The organism is Paracoccus nototheniae, assembly GCF_004335005.1.
GTDB classification, from domain to species: Bacteria; Pseudomonadota; Alphaproteobacteria; order Rhodobacterales; family Rhodobacteraceae; genus Paracoccus; species Paracoccus nototheniae.
In genome coordinates this window covers 16,494-30,369 of the sequence record NZ_RQRT01000055.1, presented here as the reverse complement: position 1 = coordinate 30,369, position 13,876 = coordinate 16,494, and the positions used below count along the sequence as shown (strand labels likewise).

The 13,876-nt window shown below is 66.6% G+C and carries 14 protein-coding genes; 4 read left to right on the top strand and 10 right to left on the bottom strand.

Annotation, left to right across the window (positions count from 1 at the left end; all coding sequences use genetic code 11):
• Positions 1 to 320: 320 nt before the first annotated feature.
• The 3 genes from EG885_RS16760 to EG885_RS16750 are packed head-to-tail and all read left to right on the top strand — an operon-like array spanning position 321 to position 3,246.
• On the top strand, positions 321 to 1,565 hold the full coding sequence (locus tag EG885_RS16760) for a flavin-dependent oxidoreductase (protein ID WP_131576746.1): 1,245 nt from the start codon (positions 321 to 323) through the stop codon (positions 1,563 to 1,565).
• Positions 1,566 to 1,590: 25 nt separating this feature from the next.
• Complete coding sequence (locus EG885_RS16755) at positions 1,591 to 2,040, top strand: cupin domain-containing protein (protein ID WP_131576744.1); 450 nt, start codon at positions 1,591 to 1,593, stop codon at positions 2,038 to 2,040.
• A 30-nt stretch (positions 2,041 to 2,070) separates the two neighbouring features.
• Positions 2,071 to 3,246: an ABC transporter substrate-binding protein gene (locus tag EG885_RS16750; protein WP_207392314.1), complete on the top strand. Its 1,176-nt coding sequence runs from the start codon at positions 2,071 to 2,073 to the stop codon at positions 3,244 to 3,246.
• A 37-nt stretch (positions 3,247 to 3,283) separates the two neighbouring features.
• On the opposite strand, the gene EG885_RS16745 is transcribed toward EG885_RS16750, so the two are convergent.
• Entirely contained in the window at positions 3,284 to 3,937 is a 654-nt protein-coding gene (locus EG885_RS16745) for a DsbA family protein (RefSeq protein ID WP_131576742.1), read from the bottom strand.
• Positions 3,938 to 4,131: 194 nt separating this feature from the next.
• Here EG885_RS16745 and EG885_RS16740 point away from each other — a divergent pair, with 194 nt between their 5' ends.
• The gene (locus EG885_RS16740; protein WP_131576740.1) at positions 4,132 to 5,421 is read left to right on the top strand and encodes a PQQ-dependent sugar dehydrogenase; all 1,290 of its coding nucleotides are present in this window, start codon (positions 4,132 to 4,134) and stop codon (positions 5,419 to 5,421) included.
• A 27-nt stretch (positions 5,422 to 5,448) separates the two neighbouring features.
• Here EG885_RS16740 and mnhG read toward each other — a convergent pair whose 3' ends face one another.
• The 9 genes from mnhG to EG885_RS16695 form a co-directional block, all read right to left on the bottom strand.
• Positions 5,449 to 5,808 carry a monovalent cation/H(+) antiporter subunit G gene (gene mnhG, locus EG885_RS16735; RefSeq protein WP_131576738.1) on the bottom strand — a complete coding sequence of 120 codons (360 nt, stop codon included), beginning with the start codon at positions 5,806 to 5,808 and terminating at the stop codon, positions 5,449 to 5,451.
• Positions 5,805 to 6,086, bottom strand: coding sequence for a K+/H+ antiporter subunit F (locus EG885_RS16730; protein WP_131576736.1), 282 nt, complete (start codon positions 6,084 to 6,086; stop codon positions 5,805 to 5,807). The genes mnhG and EG885_RS16730 overlap by 4 nt, the downstream gene beginning before the upstream one ends.
• Positions 6,083 to 6,571 (bottom strand): Na+/H+ antiporter subunit E, encoded by a 489-nt coding sequence (locus EG885_RS16725; protein ID WP_131576734.1) that lies wholly within the window; start codon positions 6,569 to 6,571, stop codon positions 6,083 to 6,085. The genes EG885_RS16730 and EG885_RS16725 overlap by 4 nt, the downstream gene beginning before the upstream one ends.
• Positions 6,568 to 8,217 (bottom strand): monovalent cation/H+ antiporter subunit D, encoded by a 1,650-nt coding sequence (locus EG885_RS16720; protein WP_131576732.1) that lies wholly within the window; start codon positions 8,215 to 8,217, stop codon positions 6,568 to 6,570. The genes EG885_RS16725 and EG885_RS16720 overlap by 4 nt, the downstream gene beginning before the upstream one ends.
• Complete coding sequence (locus EG885_RS16715; protein ID WP_131576730.1) at positions 8,214 to 8,561, bottom strand: Na+/H+ antiporter subunit C; 348 nt, start codon at positions 8,559 to 8,561, stop codon at positions 8,214 to 8,216. The genes EG885_RS16720 and EG885_RS16715 overlap by 4 nt, the downstream gene beginning before the upstream one ends.
• A complete protein-coding gene (locus EG885_RS16710; protein ID WP_131576728.1) occupies positions 8,561 to 11,455 on the bottom strand; it encodes a monovalent cation/H+ antiporter subunit A in 2,895 nt (964 codons plus the stop codon). Before EG885_RS16710 ends, EG885_RS16715 begins: the two co-directional genes overlap by 1 nt.
• 152 nt (positions 11,456 to 11,607) lie before the next feature.
• Positions 11,608 to 11,988 carry a hypothetical protein gene (locus tag EG885_RS16705; RefSeq protein ID WP_131576726.1) on the bottom strand — a complete coding sequence of 127 codons (381 nt, stop codon included), beginning with the start codon at positions 11,986 to 11,988 and terminating at the stop codon, positions 11,608 to 11,610.
• Between the two features lie 69 nt (positions 11,989 to 12,057).
• On the bottom strand, positions 12,058 to 12,723 hold the full coding sequence (locus tag EG885_RS16700; RefSeq protein ID WP_131576724.1) for a ceramidase domain-containing protein: 666 nt from the start codon (positions 12,721 to 12,723) through the stop codon (positions 12,058 to 12,060).
• A 10-nt stretch (positions 12,724 to 12,733) separates the two neighbouring features.
• Complete coding sequence (locus EG885_RS16695; RefSeq protein WP_131576722.1) at positions 12,734 to 13,768, bottom strand: fatty acid desaturase; 1,035 nt, start codon at positions 13,766 to 13,768, stop codon at positions 12,734 to 12,736.
• Between the last annotated feature and the right edge of the window lie 108 nt (positions 13,769 to 13,876).

Sequence of the window (13,876 nt, the reverse complement as noted above, 5' to 3'; positions counted from 1 at the left end):
CAACGGTCAGCTCCCGCAATCAGTGCTGAAGGGCCGAACGCCCATTGATGCGCTCAAGGACTGGCAAAAACAAAGGCCGGACCTGTTCAGGAAGAGGCCGTATAATCACATGGGATGTGACACCTAGCACAGCCCGGCCATGATCAAAGGGAAACTTCAGGTGTAAAGTTTTCGGCCATGCTGCCGCCCGCATCGGCAGGCCGCGAAAAATCAGTGCCGCGATGGCGCTGTGCCGACAGCCTGGCGCTGTGGAGATAGCGCCGGGGCAGGGACAGGCCGCAGCCTGAGGGCAACCACCGGGTCAGCAGCAGGAGAGTGCCATGGACGTGATGATTGCCGGAGCCGGGATCGGCGGGCTGACCACGGCGCTGATGTTGCATCGTCGCGGCATCGCCTGCCGCCTGTACGAGGCCGCGCCCGCGCTGGCCGAGCTGGGCGTCGGCATCAACGTCCTGCCCCATGCGATCCGGGAACTGGCCCTGCTGGACCTGCTGCCCGATCTGGACCGCATCGCGCTGCGCACCAGCGAGATGGTCTATCTGACCCGTCAGGGCCAAGAGATCTGGCGCGAGGCGCGGGGGCTGGCGGGCGGCCATGACGTGCCGCAATTCTCGATCCATCGGGGCCGGTTGCAGGCGATGCTGCACCGCGCCGTCACCAGCAGGCTGGGCGCCGATGCGGTCAGACCGGGGCATGTCGTGACCGGCTTTGCGCAGGATGGGGCGGGGGTGACGCTGCATCTGCGGGACCGCGATCCGGTCCGGGGCGATGTGCTGATCGGCGCGGACGGGGTGCATTCGCGCATCCGGGCGCAGCTGCATCCGGACGGGCCGGGCCTGCGCTGGAACGGCGTGATGATGTGGCGCGGCGCGACGGAATACCCTGCCTATGGCGATGGCACGACGATGATCGTCGCGGGCGGGTTCACGACCAAGCTGGTGCTGTATCCCATCGCGCCCGGCACCGCACCGGGCCGGGTGCTGATGAACTGGGTGATCACGTCGCGCATCGCCGCGGACGGGGCCGAGGCGCCGGGGCGCGAGGATTGGAACCGGCGCGGCACCGAAGCCGAGGTCATGCCGCTGGCGCAGGCCTTTGGCGTCGATGTGATCGACCTGCCCGCGCTGGTCCGCGCCACGCCCGAATATTTCCGCTATCCCATGTGCGACCGCGATCCCCTGCCGGACTGGAGCCGGGGCCGCGTCACCCTGCTGGGGGATGCCGCGCATCCGATGTATCCGGTCGGCTCGAACGGGGCCAGTCAGGCGATTCTGGACGCACGCGCGCTGGCCGATCTGCTGGCCGGTCAGCAGACCGGGGGCGGCGATGTCGCGGCCGCGCTGGCCGCCTATGACGCGGCACGCCGTCCGGCCACGGCGCAGATCGTGGCGCTGAACCGCAAGGGCGGCCCCGAAGGCGTCATCGACGAGGTCGAACGCCGCGCCCCCGACGGCTTTGCCGATCTGGACGCCGTGATCCCTTGGCCCGAGCGCGAGGCGATCGTGCGCGGCTATGCCACCACCGCAGGCTTTGGCACTGACCAGACCCGCCTGCGCCACGCCTGAGATCCCAATCTGAAAGGAACACCCCATGACCACCCTGACCGCAGGCATCACCAGCGCCGAAACCTCTGTCGATGGCATCGTCTGGAACATTCTGGGCCAGACCTATGTGCCCAAGCATCGCAGCGACAGTTCCATGTCATGGCACGCGACCCTGCCGCATGGCACCTTCGTGCCGCCGCATGTGCATACCACGCAGGACGAATTCATCTATGTCCTGACCGGCCAGCTGGAGCTGGAGATGGACGGCGCCGCCCCGCAAAAGGCCGGTCCCGGCGATCTGGTGCGCATGCCGCAGAACGGCGTGCACGGCATCTTCAACCGCTCGGGTGCCGAGGCGAGCTGCCTGTTCTGGGTCTCGCCCACCGCCAATCTGTGGCAGCTGTTCGTCGCCATCGACAATGTGCCCGACCCCGCCGAGGTGGTGCGTCTGGCCGCCCTTTACGATGTCGATTTCCTGCCGCCGCCCGCCGCCTGAACCTTTGACGACCAACAGGGACATATAAAAATGACAAAAATCACCGCAACCGTCACCGCCGCCATGCTCGCCATGGCCGCCGCGCTTCCCGCCGGGGCCGCCAGCACCGATGGCAAGGTCCGCATCGGGTTGCTTTACACGCTGTCCGGCCCCGCAGCCGTGCTGGGCGAACAGTCCCGCGACGGCTTTTTGCTGGCCATGGAAAAGCTGGGCGGCAGTCTTGGCGGGCTGGAGGCCGAGATCATCATCATCGATGACGAACAAAAGCCCGACATCGCCGTCGCCCGCGCCCGCGAGCTGGTCGAGCGTGATCAGGTGGATTTCGTCGTCGGCCCGATCTTTTCCAACGTGCTTTACGCGATCCTGCCGCCAGTGACGCAAGGCGGCGCGATCATGGTGTCGACCAATGCCGGGACGTCCAGCCTTGCGGGTGCGGAATGCAACCCCGACCTGTTCGTCACCTCGTATCAGAACGACCAGATCCACGAGGTATCGGGCCGCTACGCGCAGGATCAGGGCTTCGAGACCGTGGTCCTGATCGCGCCCAACTATCAGGCGGGCAAGGATGCGATGACCGGGTTCCGGCATTCGTATTCCGGCACCGTCGCGTCAGAACTGTTCGTGCCGCTTGGCCATCTGGATTTCTCGGCCGAGCTGGCGCAGATTGCTGCCATGCAGCCCGATGCGGTCTATGCCTTCATGCCCGGCGGCATGGGCGTCAATCTGGTCCGCCAGTACCGCCAGGCGGGGATGGAGAGCATCCCGTTCCTGTCGGCCTTCACGGTGGACGAATCGACCCTGCCCGCACAGGGCGCGGCGGCGCTGGACTTTCTGGCCGGGTCGAACTGGGCGCCCGATCTGGACACGCCGGAAACAGCCGAGTTCACGCAAAGCTTCATCGCGGAATATGGCAGCGTTCCGGCGACCTTTGCCATGCAGGCCTATGATGCGGCCATGCTGATCGACAGCGCCATTCGCCTGACCGAGGGACGGCTGGACGACCGCGACGCCCTGCGCGCCGCGATGAAACAGGCCGATTTCACATCCCTGCGCGGCGATTTCAGTTTCGGCGACAACCATTTCCCGATTCAGGATTTCTATCTGACCAAGGTGGTCCAGCGCGAGGATGGCAGCTATGCCACCTCGATCGTCGAAAAGATCTTTGACGATTATCAGGACAATTTCGGTGGTGACTGCCAGATGTAGCCTGACCCTTTTCGCGCGGCCCATCCGCGCCTGACGGTCAGTGCGTATGACCCCAGGCTGGCGACAGCCGCGTCACAAGGTCGGGATTTTCGAACATCACGTCGGTGGTGATCAGGCGCTGGCCGGTATCATCGCCGATGACCAGCGCCGGGACGCTGCTGGCGCCAAGCCGCGCCATCAGCGCCTCGGACGCCACGATCCGGTCGCGGCTGGTCTGCGCCAGCGCAGGCGGGGCGTCCTGCACCATCTGCGCCGCCCGGCCCAGCTGCAGATCCGTCAGGATCTGATGCAGCACCGCGCCCGAGGTCACGTCGCGACCCTCGATAAACCGGGCGGTCTGAATCCTGCGCAGGGCCGTCAGTTCCTGCTCCGGATCGGTCAGCGACACCGCAGTCAGTGCCGCCGTGGCCAGCCGCGAATCGACCCGGCCCTTGCGATCGCCCAGAATGCGGCTGTGATAATCCGCGCTGAAGGTTTTGCCGGTCAGCCGGGCGATGCGCTGATCGGTCTTCCATGAATGGGACGCCATCGCATCGTCCATCGGCAGTGCGTTCCAGCCGCAAAACAGCCCCGATGGCATCAGAACCACGCTGAGCCCCTTTTTCGCGGCCAGCTGAACGATGATATCCGACGCGCCATAGCACCAGCCACAGAGCGGATCGAACAGATAGGTAATGCGGGATGTTTCCATCTTGGGCTCCTTGGCGACATAATATGACGCACGGAATGGAATTGAAATCCCGTTCGATTAAATCCAGCGGCTGGATTTAATCGCCTCGCAGGCTTGGCCTGCGCCAAAAGGCCCCGCGCCGCCTGCCAGATGGGCGTTTGACCTTGGCGATGCGGGCGCTAGAGTGCCGCAACAACACAGGGATGGGGAAAAACATGGATTTCATGGCACGGGCGACGGCAATGGTCGGCGGCACGATGGTGGCCTTGCGGCGCTTTTCCGCGCCCAAGACGAAGGCAGTCGGCGATGCGCCCCAGATTCCCGATGCCCGCAAACAAGGCATCATGACGCTGAAGATGCCGACCGCGCAGGGCTGGGCCAAGGGGCATGTGCCCTCGGCGGCGCCGGGGCTGGCGGTGAATGCCTTTGCCAGCGGTCTGGATCACCCCCGCTGGATCGAGGTTCTGCCCAATGGCGACGTGCTGGTGGCCGAATCCAAGGAACAGCCCTCGGCGCCGAAAACGCCGATGGATCACGCGACGCAGGCCACGATGCGCCGGGCCAAGGCCATCGGTGTCAGCGCCAATCGCATCAGCCTGTGGCGCGATGCCGATGGCGATGGCGTGGCCGAAACCCGCCATGATTTCCTGACCGGCCAGAACCAGCCCTTCGGCATGGCCTTGGTCGATGGCACGTTTTATGTCGGCAATACCGACGGCATCGTGGCCTTTGATTACCCCGAAGGCGCCACGCAGCTGACCGGACCGGGCCGCAGGCTGGTCGATTTCAAGCCAAGCGGGCATTGGACGCGCAGCCTGATCGTGTCGCCCGATGGCCGCAAGATCTATGCCGGGGTCGGATCGCTGACCAATATCGCCGACAAGGGCATGGCGACCGAGGAAGGCCGCGCCGCAATCTGGGAACTGGATCTGGCCAGCGGACAGTCCCGCATCTTTGCCAGCGGTCTGCGCAACGCTGTTGGCATGGCATGGGAACCTGCCACCGGCGCATTGTGGACGGTGGTGAACGAACGCGACGGTCTGGGCGACGAGACGCCGCCGGATTACCTGACCTCGGTTCAGGATGGCGGGTTTTACGGCTGGCCCTATTGCTATTGGGGACAGACGGTGGACGACCGCGTGGCGCAGGATGCGCAGATGGTGGCCCGCGCGATCCGGCCCGATTACGCGCTTGGCGGGCATACCGCCTCGCTTGGTCTGTGCTGGATGCCCGAGGGGACGCTGCCCGGCTTTCCCGCAGGCATGGTGATCGGCCAGCACGGGTCGTGGAACCGGTCCACCCTCAGCGGCTATCGGGTGATCTTCGTGCCCTTTGCGGATGGACGCCCGTCGGGACCGCCCCGCGATATCCTGTGGGGGTTTCTGTCTGACGACGAACGCCATGCCTATGGCCGTCCGGTGGGTGTCACGATCGGCGCGGATGGCAAATCGCTGCTGGTGGCCGACGATGTGGGCGACGTGATCTGGCGGGTCTGCGCCGCCTGAGCGGGGCTGTCACCGCCGGGTCAGCCGTCAGGGGTCGCGCCGTTGCAGATGCTCGGGCAGGGTCGGCGACCGCTCGGCCCGGTCGCGATGCAGGGCGGCGCGGCCCAGCAGCATCAGCGTGACCGGCACGGTGGCCGACAGCGCCAGCCCGACCAGCAATTCGTGCAGGATCGGCCGGTCCTGATGGAAACTGGCCAGCAGCATGGATGCCAGAATGACCCCGCCCGTGCCCCAGCTGGTCGCCAGAGTCGGCGCATGCAGGCGGTCGTAAAAGCTGGGCAGCCGCAGAAAGCCATAGGCGCCGATCAGCGTCAGGGTCGATCCCAGCACGACCAGCACCGCCACCGGCACCGCCAGCCACAGGGGCACGCCGTCCAGCCCGGTCATTCGATCACCTCGCCGCGAAACAGGAACTTGGCCAGCGCGACCGAGGAGACAAAGCCCATCAGCGCGATGATCATCGCCGCCTCGAACAGGAACAGCGAATTCAGCCGCATGCCGGTGACCAGCAACAGCAGCATCATAGCGATATAGAACGTGTCCAGCGCCAGAATGCGGTCCTGCGCGCGCGGCCCGCGCAGGATGCGCACCCCCGCCAGACAGGCCGCCAGCGCCAGTGCCAGCTGGGCATAGCCAAGGGCGATGATCAGGATCGTCCCGCTCATTCGAAAATCTCCTGCAGCATGGGTTCATAGATGTCGCGGATGACCGCGCGGTAATGATCGGCCTCGGCCCCGTCGAAGACATGCAGGACCAGCGTGCCGCTGTCGGACACATATTCCACCCAGGCCGTGCCGGGCGTGGCGGTCAGCACGATCGCCAGCACCGCAAGGGCCGAGGGGCTGCGCAGCGTCAGGGGCAGTTCGACAAAGGCGCCCTGCCGGTCCGATGCCCAGCCCTCGGTCAGGATCAGCCGGGCGACGGCGATGTTCGACCGGATGACATCCACGAAGATGCGCCCCGCCAGGCGCGGCATCAGGCGCCAGTTGCGCAGGGGCGGGGTTTCGGGATGCAGCGCCGCCATGGTCCGCGCGGCCAGCACCGCCAGCGCCCCGCCCAGCAGCAGATGTCCGACCGAAAACGCGGTCAGCACCATCCACATCAGCGTCAGAAGGACCGTCAGGACCGGATGGGGAAACAGCCGCGTCATGGCATGACCCCGGTCAACGGCGATGCGGTTTCGGGCACGCCTGCGGGGGATTTGGCGGTGCGCGGTGTGTTCAACACGCCGGTCGCATAGCCGGCGGGATCCTGCAGTGCGGCGGCGGTCAGGCCCGCATAGCGCAATGCGGGTTCAGACCCGATGCTCAAGACTGCCAGCAGGGCGATCAGCGCTAAGGGGGGCGCGATCTCCAGCGCCATGACCGGGCTGTTGCCATCATCCGAGGCCCAGAAGGTCTGGATGCCGATCCGCGCCAGCGCCACCAGCGTCGCAAAGCCCGACAGCAGCAACAGTGCGACAAAGCCCCAGACCATCGCGGGCGACAGGCCTGCAGGACCGCCAAGCGCCCCCTGCACCATCACCAGCTTGCCGATGAAGCCGGGCAGGGGCGGCAGGCCCGCCAGCGCCAGCAGGCAGGCGGCAAAGCACAGGCTGAGAAGCGCGCGACCGGCGGGCAAAGCCGGGCCGTCGGGCGTGTCCGGCCCCTCGGCCCCGCCGGGATCGCTGCCATAGATCTCGGCGGTCAGGGCCAGCATCGCGGCGATGCCGCCATCGTCGCGGGTGGCGGGTTCGACCAGCAGGAACAGCGCCGCGACCGCCAGCGTCGATCCGACCATGTAATACAGCGCCCCGGCCAGCAGTCCGGTGCCGCCGCCCGCCAGCGCAAAGCCCACCACGGCCAGCACCGTCCCCGACGACACGATCACCGAATGCGCCGCGATCCGTCCAAGCGCGCGCGAGGCCAGCACGCCCATCATCCCAAAGATCACCGTCGCCAGCCCAAGCGCCACCAGCACCACAGCCCCGTATCCGGCCGATGCGCCCGCCCCCGCGCCCAGCATCAGCATCCCAAGGCGCAGGATCGCATAGACGCCCAGCTTGGTCATGATCGCGAACATCGCGCCGACCGGGGCAGGGGCGGCCTCGTACGCATTGGGCAACCAGAAGGACAGGGGCCAGCTGCCCGACTTGATCAGAAAGGCGATGCCCAGCAGTCCGAATCCCAGATGGACCAGCGGCCGGTCGGCGCCGGGGATCTGCGGCATCATCGTTGCCAGCTGCGCCATGTTCAGCGTGCCGGTCAGGCCATAGATCAGGCTGACCCCCAGCAGGAACAACAGCGATCCTCCCAGATTGATCGCGATGTAATGCAGCCCCGCCTGCACCCGCGCCCGCCCCGACCCATGCAGCAGCAACCCATAGGAGGCCGCCAGCAGCACCTCGAAGAACACGAACAGGTTGAACAGATCGCCGGTCAGAAAGGCCCCGTTCAGCCCCATCAGCAGAAACTGGAACAGCGAGAAATAATGCTGCCCCTGCCGGTGCCACGAGGCGCGGGCATAGACCAGCGAGGCCAGCGCCAGCACCGCCGTCAGAACCAGCATCAGCGCCGCCAGCCGGTCCAGCACCAGCACGATGGCCACGGGCGCTGCCCAATCGCCCAACAGATAGACGGCAGGCCCCTGATCCGCGCCCGCATGGACCATCAGCCGTACAGCGCCTGCCAGCACCAGCCCGACCGAGATCAGGCTCAGCCAGAACTTGGCCACCCTCTGACGGTCGTCATAGAGCAGCATCAGCGCGCCCGCGACGAAGGGGATCAGGATCGGCGCGATGATCAGATGCGGGTTCATTGCGGCCCCTTTTCGCGCCCGTCCACATGATCGGTGCCTGTGAAGCCGCGCGATGCGATCATCACCACCAGAAACAGCGCGGTGGTAGCGAAACTGATGACGATGGCGGTCAGAACCAGCGCCTGCGGCACCGGATCGGCATAAAGCGTCGGATCGACGAACCCGCCCTTGGGCATGATCGCGGGCGCGCCAAGCGTCAGACGGCCCATCGAAAAGATGAACAAATTGACCGCATAGGACAGCAGGCACAGCCCGATGATCACCTGAAAACTGCGCGGGCGCAGCAACAGCCAGATCCCGGATGCCGACAGGATGCCGATGGCAAGGGACAGCACGATCTCCATCAGCGGGCCTCTTTCGCGGGGCTTTCGCACGATTGGTCGCGCAGGCGGGCGGCGCGCAGGGACTGGTGGGCGATGGCGATCAGCATCAGGACCGTGGCCCCCATGACCAGCGCAAAGACCCCCAGATCGAACAGCAGCGCGGTCGCGGCGGGCACCTGCCCGATCAGGGGAATGTCCAGATAGCGCGCATGCGAGGTCAGGAACGGATAGCCGAAGATCCAAGCCCCCATGCCGGTGCCGCAGGCGATCAGCAGCCCGATGCCCATCCAGCGGATCGGCAGGACGGTCAGCCGCGCCTCGACCCACCGCACATTCGTGGCCAGGTATTGCAGCAGAAAGGCGATCGCCATGGTGACGCCCGCCGCAAAACCGCCGCCCGGCAGATCATGGCCGCGGAAAAAGAAATAGGCGGCGATCATCATCATCACCGGGAACATCCACAGCATGATGACCGATGGCACCATCAGGTAATCGGCCAGCATCTGCCCGCTGGTCGCCGATTGCTGATCGGGCTGATCGACGCTTTCGGGCGCCGGACGAAACCGGCGCAGCAGGGCGAACACGGTCAGTCCGACGATGGCCAGCACCGCGATCTCTCCGAAAGTGTCGAAGGCGCGGAAATCGACCAGGATGACATTGACGACATTGGTGCCGCCGCCCTCGTGATAGGCATTGGCCAGAAACCAGTCGCCGACATTGGGGACCAGCGGGCGGGTCATCACCGCATAGGCCACCAGCGCGATCCCGGTCCCGCCCGCCACCGCGATCATCAGATCGCGCAGCCGCCTGCGCCGGGCCGAGGGCAGGTTATCCTCGGCCAGCTCCGCCCGGCGTTGCGGCAGCCAGCGCAGGCCCAGCAGCAGCAGGGCCGTCGTCACCACCTCGACCAGCAGCTGCGTCACGGCCAGATCGGGGGCCGACAGCCAGGCGAAGGTCAGGCAAGTGACCAGCCCGGCGCCCCCCAGCATCACCAGCGCCGCCAGCCGGTGATATTTCGCCTGCCATGCCGCCCCGATGGCGCAGGCCCCGCCGATCAGCCAGATCAGCGCAAAGCCCGGATTGAAGGGCGTGGACCGGACCGAGGCCTCCAGCGAGAACCGCCCCCAGACCGCCGCCACCGCGACGACCATCGCGCCCGCCACCATCAGGCGCAGCTGCGGTTGCAATTTCTCGGTCGCCAGTGCGCGAAGGGCGCGGCGTGGGGCGACCCATGTCGCCTCCAGCATGATCCGTTCATAGATCTTCTGCCCGCGCAGATGGCGCAGCAACGGCGGACCCTCGGGACCAAGGGGGATGCGGCGGGCGGTCAGCGCCCAGATCAGCCAGCCGCAGCCAAAGGCCACGAGGCTCAGCATCAGCGCCGCATTGACCCCGTGCCACAGCGCGATGTCATAGACCGGCAGACCGGGGCCCAGCACCGCCATGGCGGCGGCGTTGATCTGCGGACCGATGATCCATGCGGGAAAGATGCCCACCAGCAGGCACAGGGCGACCAGCGCCTCGACCGGTCGGCGCAGGGCGCCGGACGGCTCGGACGGGGTCCTGGGCAGGCCGGTGGCCAGTGGGCCGAAGAACACCGACATGATGAACCGCAGCGCATAGGCCACGGAAAAGGCGCTGGCCACGACCGCCAGATAGGGCAGGGCGTCATCCAGCCAGCTGCCATTGTGCCATTCGACGGCCTCGGCCAGAAACATCTCTTTGGACAGAAACCCGTTCAGCAGCGGCACCCCTGCCATCGCGCCCGCAGCGACCATCGCCAGCGTCGCGGTGACCGGCATCGCCCGGGCCAGCCCGCCAAGGCGGCGCAGGTCGCGGGTGCCGGTCTGCTGGTCGATGATGCCCGCCGCCATGAACAGCGACGCCTTGAAGACCGCATGATTGCAGATGTGAAAGATCGCCGCCAGAATCGCGCCTTGCGTGCCGATCCCGGCCAGCGCGGTGATCAGGCCCAGATGGCTGATTGTCGAATAGGCCAACAGGCCCTTCAGATCGTGGCGGAACAGCGCGATGACCGATCCGACCAGCAGGGTCAGCATCCCGGTGCCGGTCACGGCAAAGAACCACGCCTCGGTCCCGCCTAAGACCGGAGAAAAGCGGATCAGCAGGAACACCCCGGCCTTGACCATGGTCGCGCTGTGCAGAAAGGCCGAGACAGGCGTCGGCGCGGCCATGGCGCCGGGCAGCCAGAACTGGAACGGCACCTGCGCCGATTTGGTAAAGGCGCCGATCAGGAACAGCGTCAGAACGGTGCCGTACAGCGGATGCGCGGTCACCTGCGGCCCCGCCGCCAGCACCGCATCCAGATCATAGCTGCCGACGATCTGTCCCAGCAGCAGCATGGCCAGCAGCAGGCAGACCCCGCCCAAGGCGGTCACGAACAGCGCCGTGCGCGCGCCGTCGCGGGCGGCGGGGCCATGGTGCCAGAACCCGATCAGCAGGAACGACACGATCGAGGTCAGTTCCCAGAACACCACCAGCATCAGGATATTGCCCGAGAGCAGGATCCCCTGCATCGCGCCGGTGAACAGCATCAGCAGCGCAAAGAACCGGGGCAGCCCGTCCTTGCCCGCCATATAGGCATGGGCATAGACGACCACCATCAGCCCGATCGCCATCACCAGCACCGCAAACAGCCATGAAAACCCGTCAAGGCGCAGCGACAGCGACAACCCGGCCGAGGGCACCCATGCCCGCTGGACTGCCACCACATCGCCGCCGCCGACAGCCCCCGCCAGCCCCGCCAGCAAGGCCAGCGCGGCGATCATGCCAAGGGCTGCCAAGGGCGCCGCCGCCCGGCGCGACATGGTGGCCAGCAGCAGCGCCGTGGCAAAGGGCGTCAGCGCCAGCAAAGCCAGCAGGTTCTGATGCGCAAGGGTGGTGGTCTGATCCATGCGGGCGCGGGGTCCATCGTCAAAGTCTGGTCATCATCCGGGGCCGCGCGCGGACCTTGTCCCTGCGCCGCGATCCTGCGGATGCGAATGGATGCGGGCGGCCCACCGGACCCTTGGGGGCCTGACTGAATGCCGCGACTGGCCTTGGGGCCTTAGACCAACCGCGGCGGACCGCGCGCATGGGCCCGGTCAGGGGCACCCTGCGCCGTCAGATCGCGCGCCGGGCCGGTCCGGACCAGCCGCACGTCGCCCGACGGTGCGGGCGGCAGCGCCGCCCCGGTCAGCGCCGGCGCCAGCGGCTCGGGCGAGGGCGCATTGCCCGGCCCGGCGACGGTCAGCTTGGCGGTCAGAATGGCGACCTGTGCGGGATGGACGGGGGCCGAAATGACCTGTCCGGGCTGCAGGCTGGTGGCTTGCAAGGCTGGCCTGGATGCCTGCGACGGCGTCGCCGCAAGGATCGCCAGCTGGATCAGCCCGGTCAGAACGACCGACAGGCGAATGATCCTCAGAACCGGCAACAGGCTGATCTGCATACGCCCGACTGTGTCGCGCCCTGCCTGTGATGGCAAGACCCACAGCGCCCGGATCGGCGCCTTGCGGGGTTATTTTTGGCCCGGCGCGGCGCTGTGGATGCGGTGACGGCGCCAGACCTCGATCATCCATCCCAGCATGACGGCATTCAGGATATGCCACATCGGATGGGTGCCAAGCGGAAACGCATCGCAGAGCGGCCGGTCCAGCGTGCGGAAGGTCAGTGAGACGACCAGGATGCCCGCCCCGATCGCCAGCCCCCGCGCGGTGGCCGGGCTGCGATGGCGCAGCAACAGCGCATAGACGAAGATCAGCAACGGCAACGGCGCATAGCTGGCCGAGGATCCCAGGCCCGGCACCATCGCGAACAGCGGCACGGTCGCCGCCGCATAGGGCAGGAAGGCGACCGTCACCAGCCCCGCCACCCAGGGCCGCGCCCCGAAATAGTCGCGCGTGGCGGCGAACACATAAAGCAGGATGAAGCCAACGATCGGCAGCACATCCATCATCGAGGTCAGGCCATTGGCATGGGTGTGAAACAGCCACGACCCGATGCCGATCACGAACAGCACCGCCGCCAGCGCCCGCCCCATCGCCATGCCGGGGCCGCGCAGCCGCGCGGCCATGATCAGGGCGGCGATCAGAAAGGCCAGATTGGTCACGGCATTGACCGGCTCGGACCAGTATTCCGGGCCGGTGCGTTCGCAATAGGCGTCGATGGGGGCGAACCAGTCCATCGGGTCCGCCTCAGGCCGGGGTGGCGCCGTAACGCGCTCGCGCCTCGCGGAAGGACATCAGCCGGCCCAGTTTCTCGTCCCACAGATGCAGGTTCACCGAACGCAGGCTTTCGCCAAGCGTCAGGCGCTGCGCCTCGGCCAGTTCGGAATGGTCGCGCAGGATCTCGGGCAGGCGATAGAACGGGATGCGGCTGTACAGGTGATGGACGTGATGCACGCCGATATTGGCCGACAGCCAGCGCAGGGGCTGGGGCAGGATGTAATGCGACGATCCGGCCAGCGCCGCGTGATGCAGCTGCCAGTCGGGGGGCTGGGACCAGTGCGTTTCCTCGAACTGGTGCTGGACATAGAACAGCCAGACCCCAAGCGTGCCCGCCACGACCGAGGTCGGCAGGAAGATCAGCAGCACCGGCATCGGACCAGCCAGCCAGATCATCGCGCCCAGGATCACCGCCAGCGCCAGATTGGTGCCAAGCGCCGAGGCCCAGAATTTCCAGCCCGCGCCCATCAGCCCAAGCGGCAGACGGTTTTGCAGCAGAAACAGATAGCTGGGGCCCAGAACGAACAGAACGAAAGGGTGCCGGTACAGGCGGTACAGGAACCGGCCCCACCGGCCCCGCGCCCGGTATTCGCTGACCGTCAGGGTCATCACATCGCCGATGCCGCGTTCCTCAAGATTGCCGTGCTGGGCATGGTGCAGCGAATGGGTCCGGCGCCAGACGTCATAGGGCGTCAGCGTCAGCACGCCCAGCCCGCGCCCGATCCAGTCCTGAACCTTGCGGTTCTTGAAGAACGAGGCATGGCCGCAATCATGCTGGATGCAGAAGATCCGCACCAGAAACAGACCGTTCAGCATCGCGATGCCGACTGCCAGCAGATAGCTGTAGGACAAGGCGTACCAAGCCAGCGCCCAAAGCGCCAGAAAGGGTACAATCGTCACCAGCAGCTCGAACACGCTGCGGCTGGTCGAAGGATCGCGGTATTTGGCCAGAATCTGGACCCATTCGCGGGCTTGTCTGGACGCGGTCTCGTTCGGATGGGTCATCAGCGCCTTGTTCCTCCCAGCTGCAGGTCGCTCGTTAGCACATAATGCCCGGCGCCGCCTATGCCCCGTTTTACTCAGGTATCATCCGGGCGCCAGTCCCTGACGCCA

Excerpts from the sequence above, each read along its gene's own strand:
- EG885_RS16745 (WP_131576742.1), bottom strand. The coding sequence starts at position 3,937 with ATGGAAACATCCCGCATTACCTATCTGTTCGATCCGCTCTGTGGCTGG.
- EG885_RS16750 (WP_207392314.1), top strand. The coding sequence starts at position 2,071 with ATGACAAAAATCACCGCAACCGTCACCGCCGCCATGCTCGCCATGGCC.
- EG885_RS16705 (WP_131576726.1), bottom strand. The coding sequence starts at position 11,988 with ATGCAGATCAGCCTGTTGCCGGTTCTGAGGATCATTCGCCTGTCGGTC.
- EG885_RS16725 (WP_131576734.1), bottom strand. The coding sequence starts at position 6,571 with ATGACGCGGCTGTTTCCCCATCCGGTCCTGACGGTCCTTCTGACGCTG.
- EG885_RS16760 (WP_131576746.1), top strand. The coding sequence starts at position 321 with ATGGACGTGATGATTGCCGGAGCCGGGATCGGCGGGCTGACCACGGCG.
- EG885_RS16730 (WP_131576736.1), bottom strand. The coding sequence starts at position 6,086 with ATGAGCGGGACGATCCTGATCATCGCCCTTGGCTATGCCCAGCTGGCA.
- EG885_RS16695 (WP_131576722.1), bottom strand. The coding sequence starts at position 13,768 with ATGACCCATCCGAACGAGACCGCGTCCAGACAAGCCCGCGAATGGGTC.
- EG885_RS16710 (WP_131576728.1), bottom strand. The coding sequence starts at position 11,455 with ATGGATCAGACCACCACCCTTGCGCATCAGAACCTGCTGGCTTTGCTG.
- EG885_RS16700 (WP_131576724.1), bottom strand. The coding sequence starts at position 12,723 with ATGGACTGGTTCGCCCCCATCGACGCCTATTGCGAACGCACCGGCCCG.
- EG885_RS16715 (WP_131576730.1), bottom strand. The coding sequence starts at position 8,561 with ATGGAGATCGTGCTGTCCCTTGCCATCGGCATCCTGTCGGCATCCGGG.
- mnhG (WP_131576738.1), bottom strand. The coding sequence starts at position 5,808 with ATGACCGGGCTGGACGGCGTGCCCCTGTGGCTGGCGGTGCCGGTGGCG.
- EG885_RS16740 (WP_131576740.1), top strand. The coding sequence starts at position 4,132 with ATGGATTTCATGGCACGGGCGACGGCAATGGTCGGCGGCACGATGGTG.
- EG885_RS16720 (WP_131576732.1), bottom strand. The coding sequence starts at position 8,217 with ATGAACCCGCATCTGATCATCGCGCCGATCCTGATCCCCTTCGTCGCG.
- EG885_RS16755 (WP_131576744.1), top strand. The coding sequence starts at position 1,591 with ATGACCACCCTGACCGCAGGCATCACCAGCGCCGAAACCTCTGTCGAT.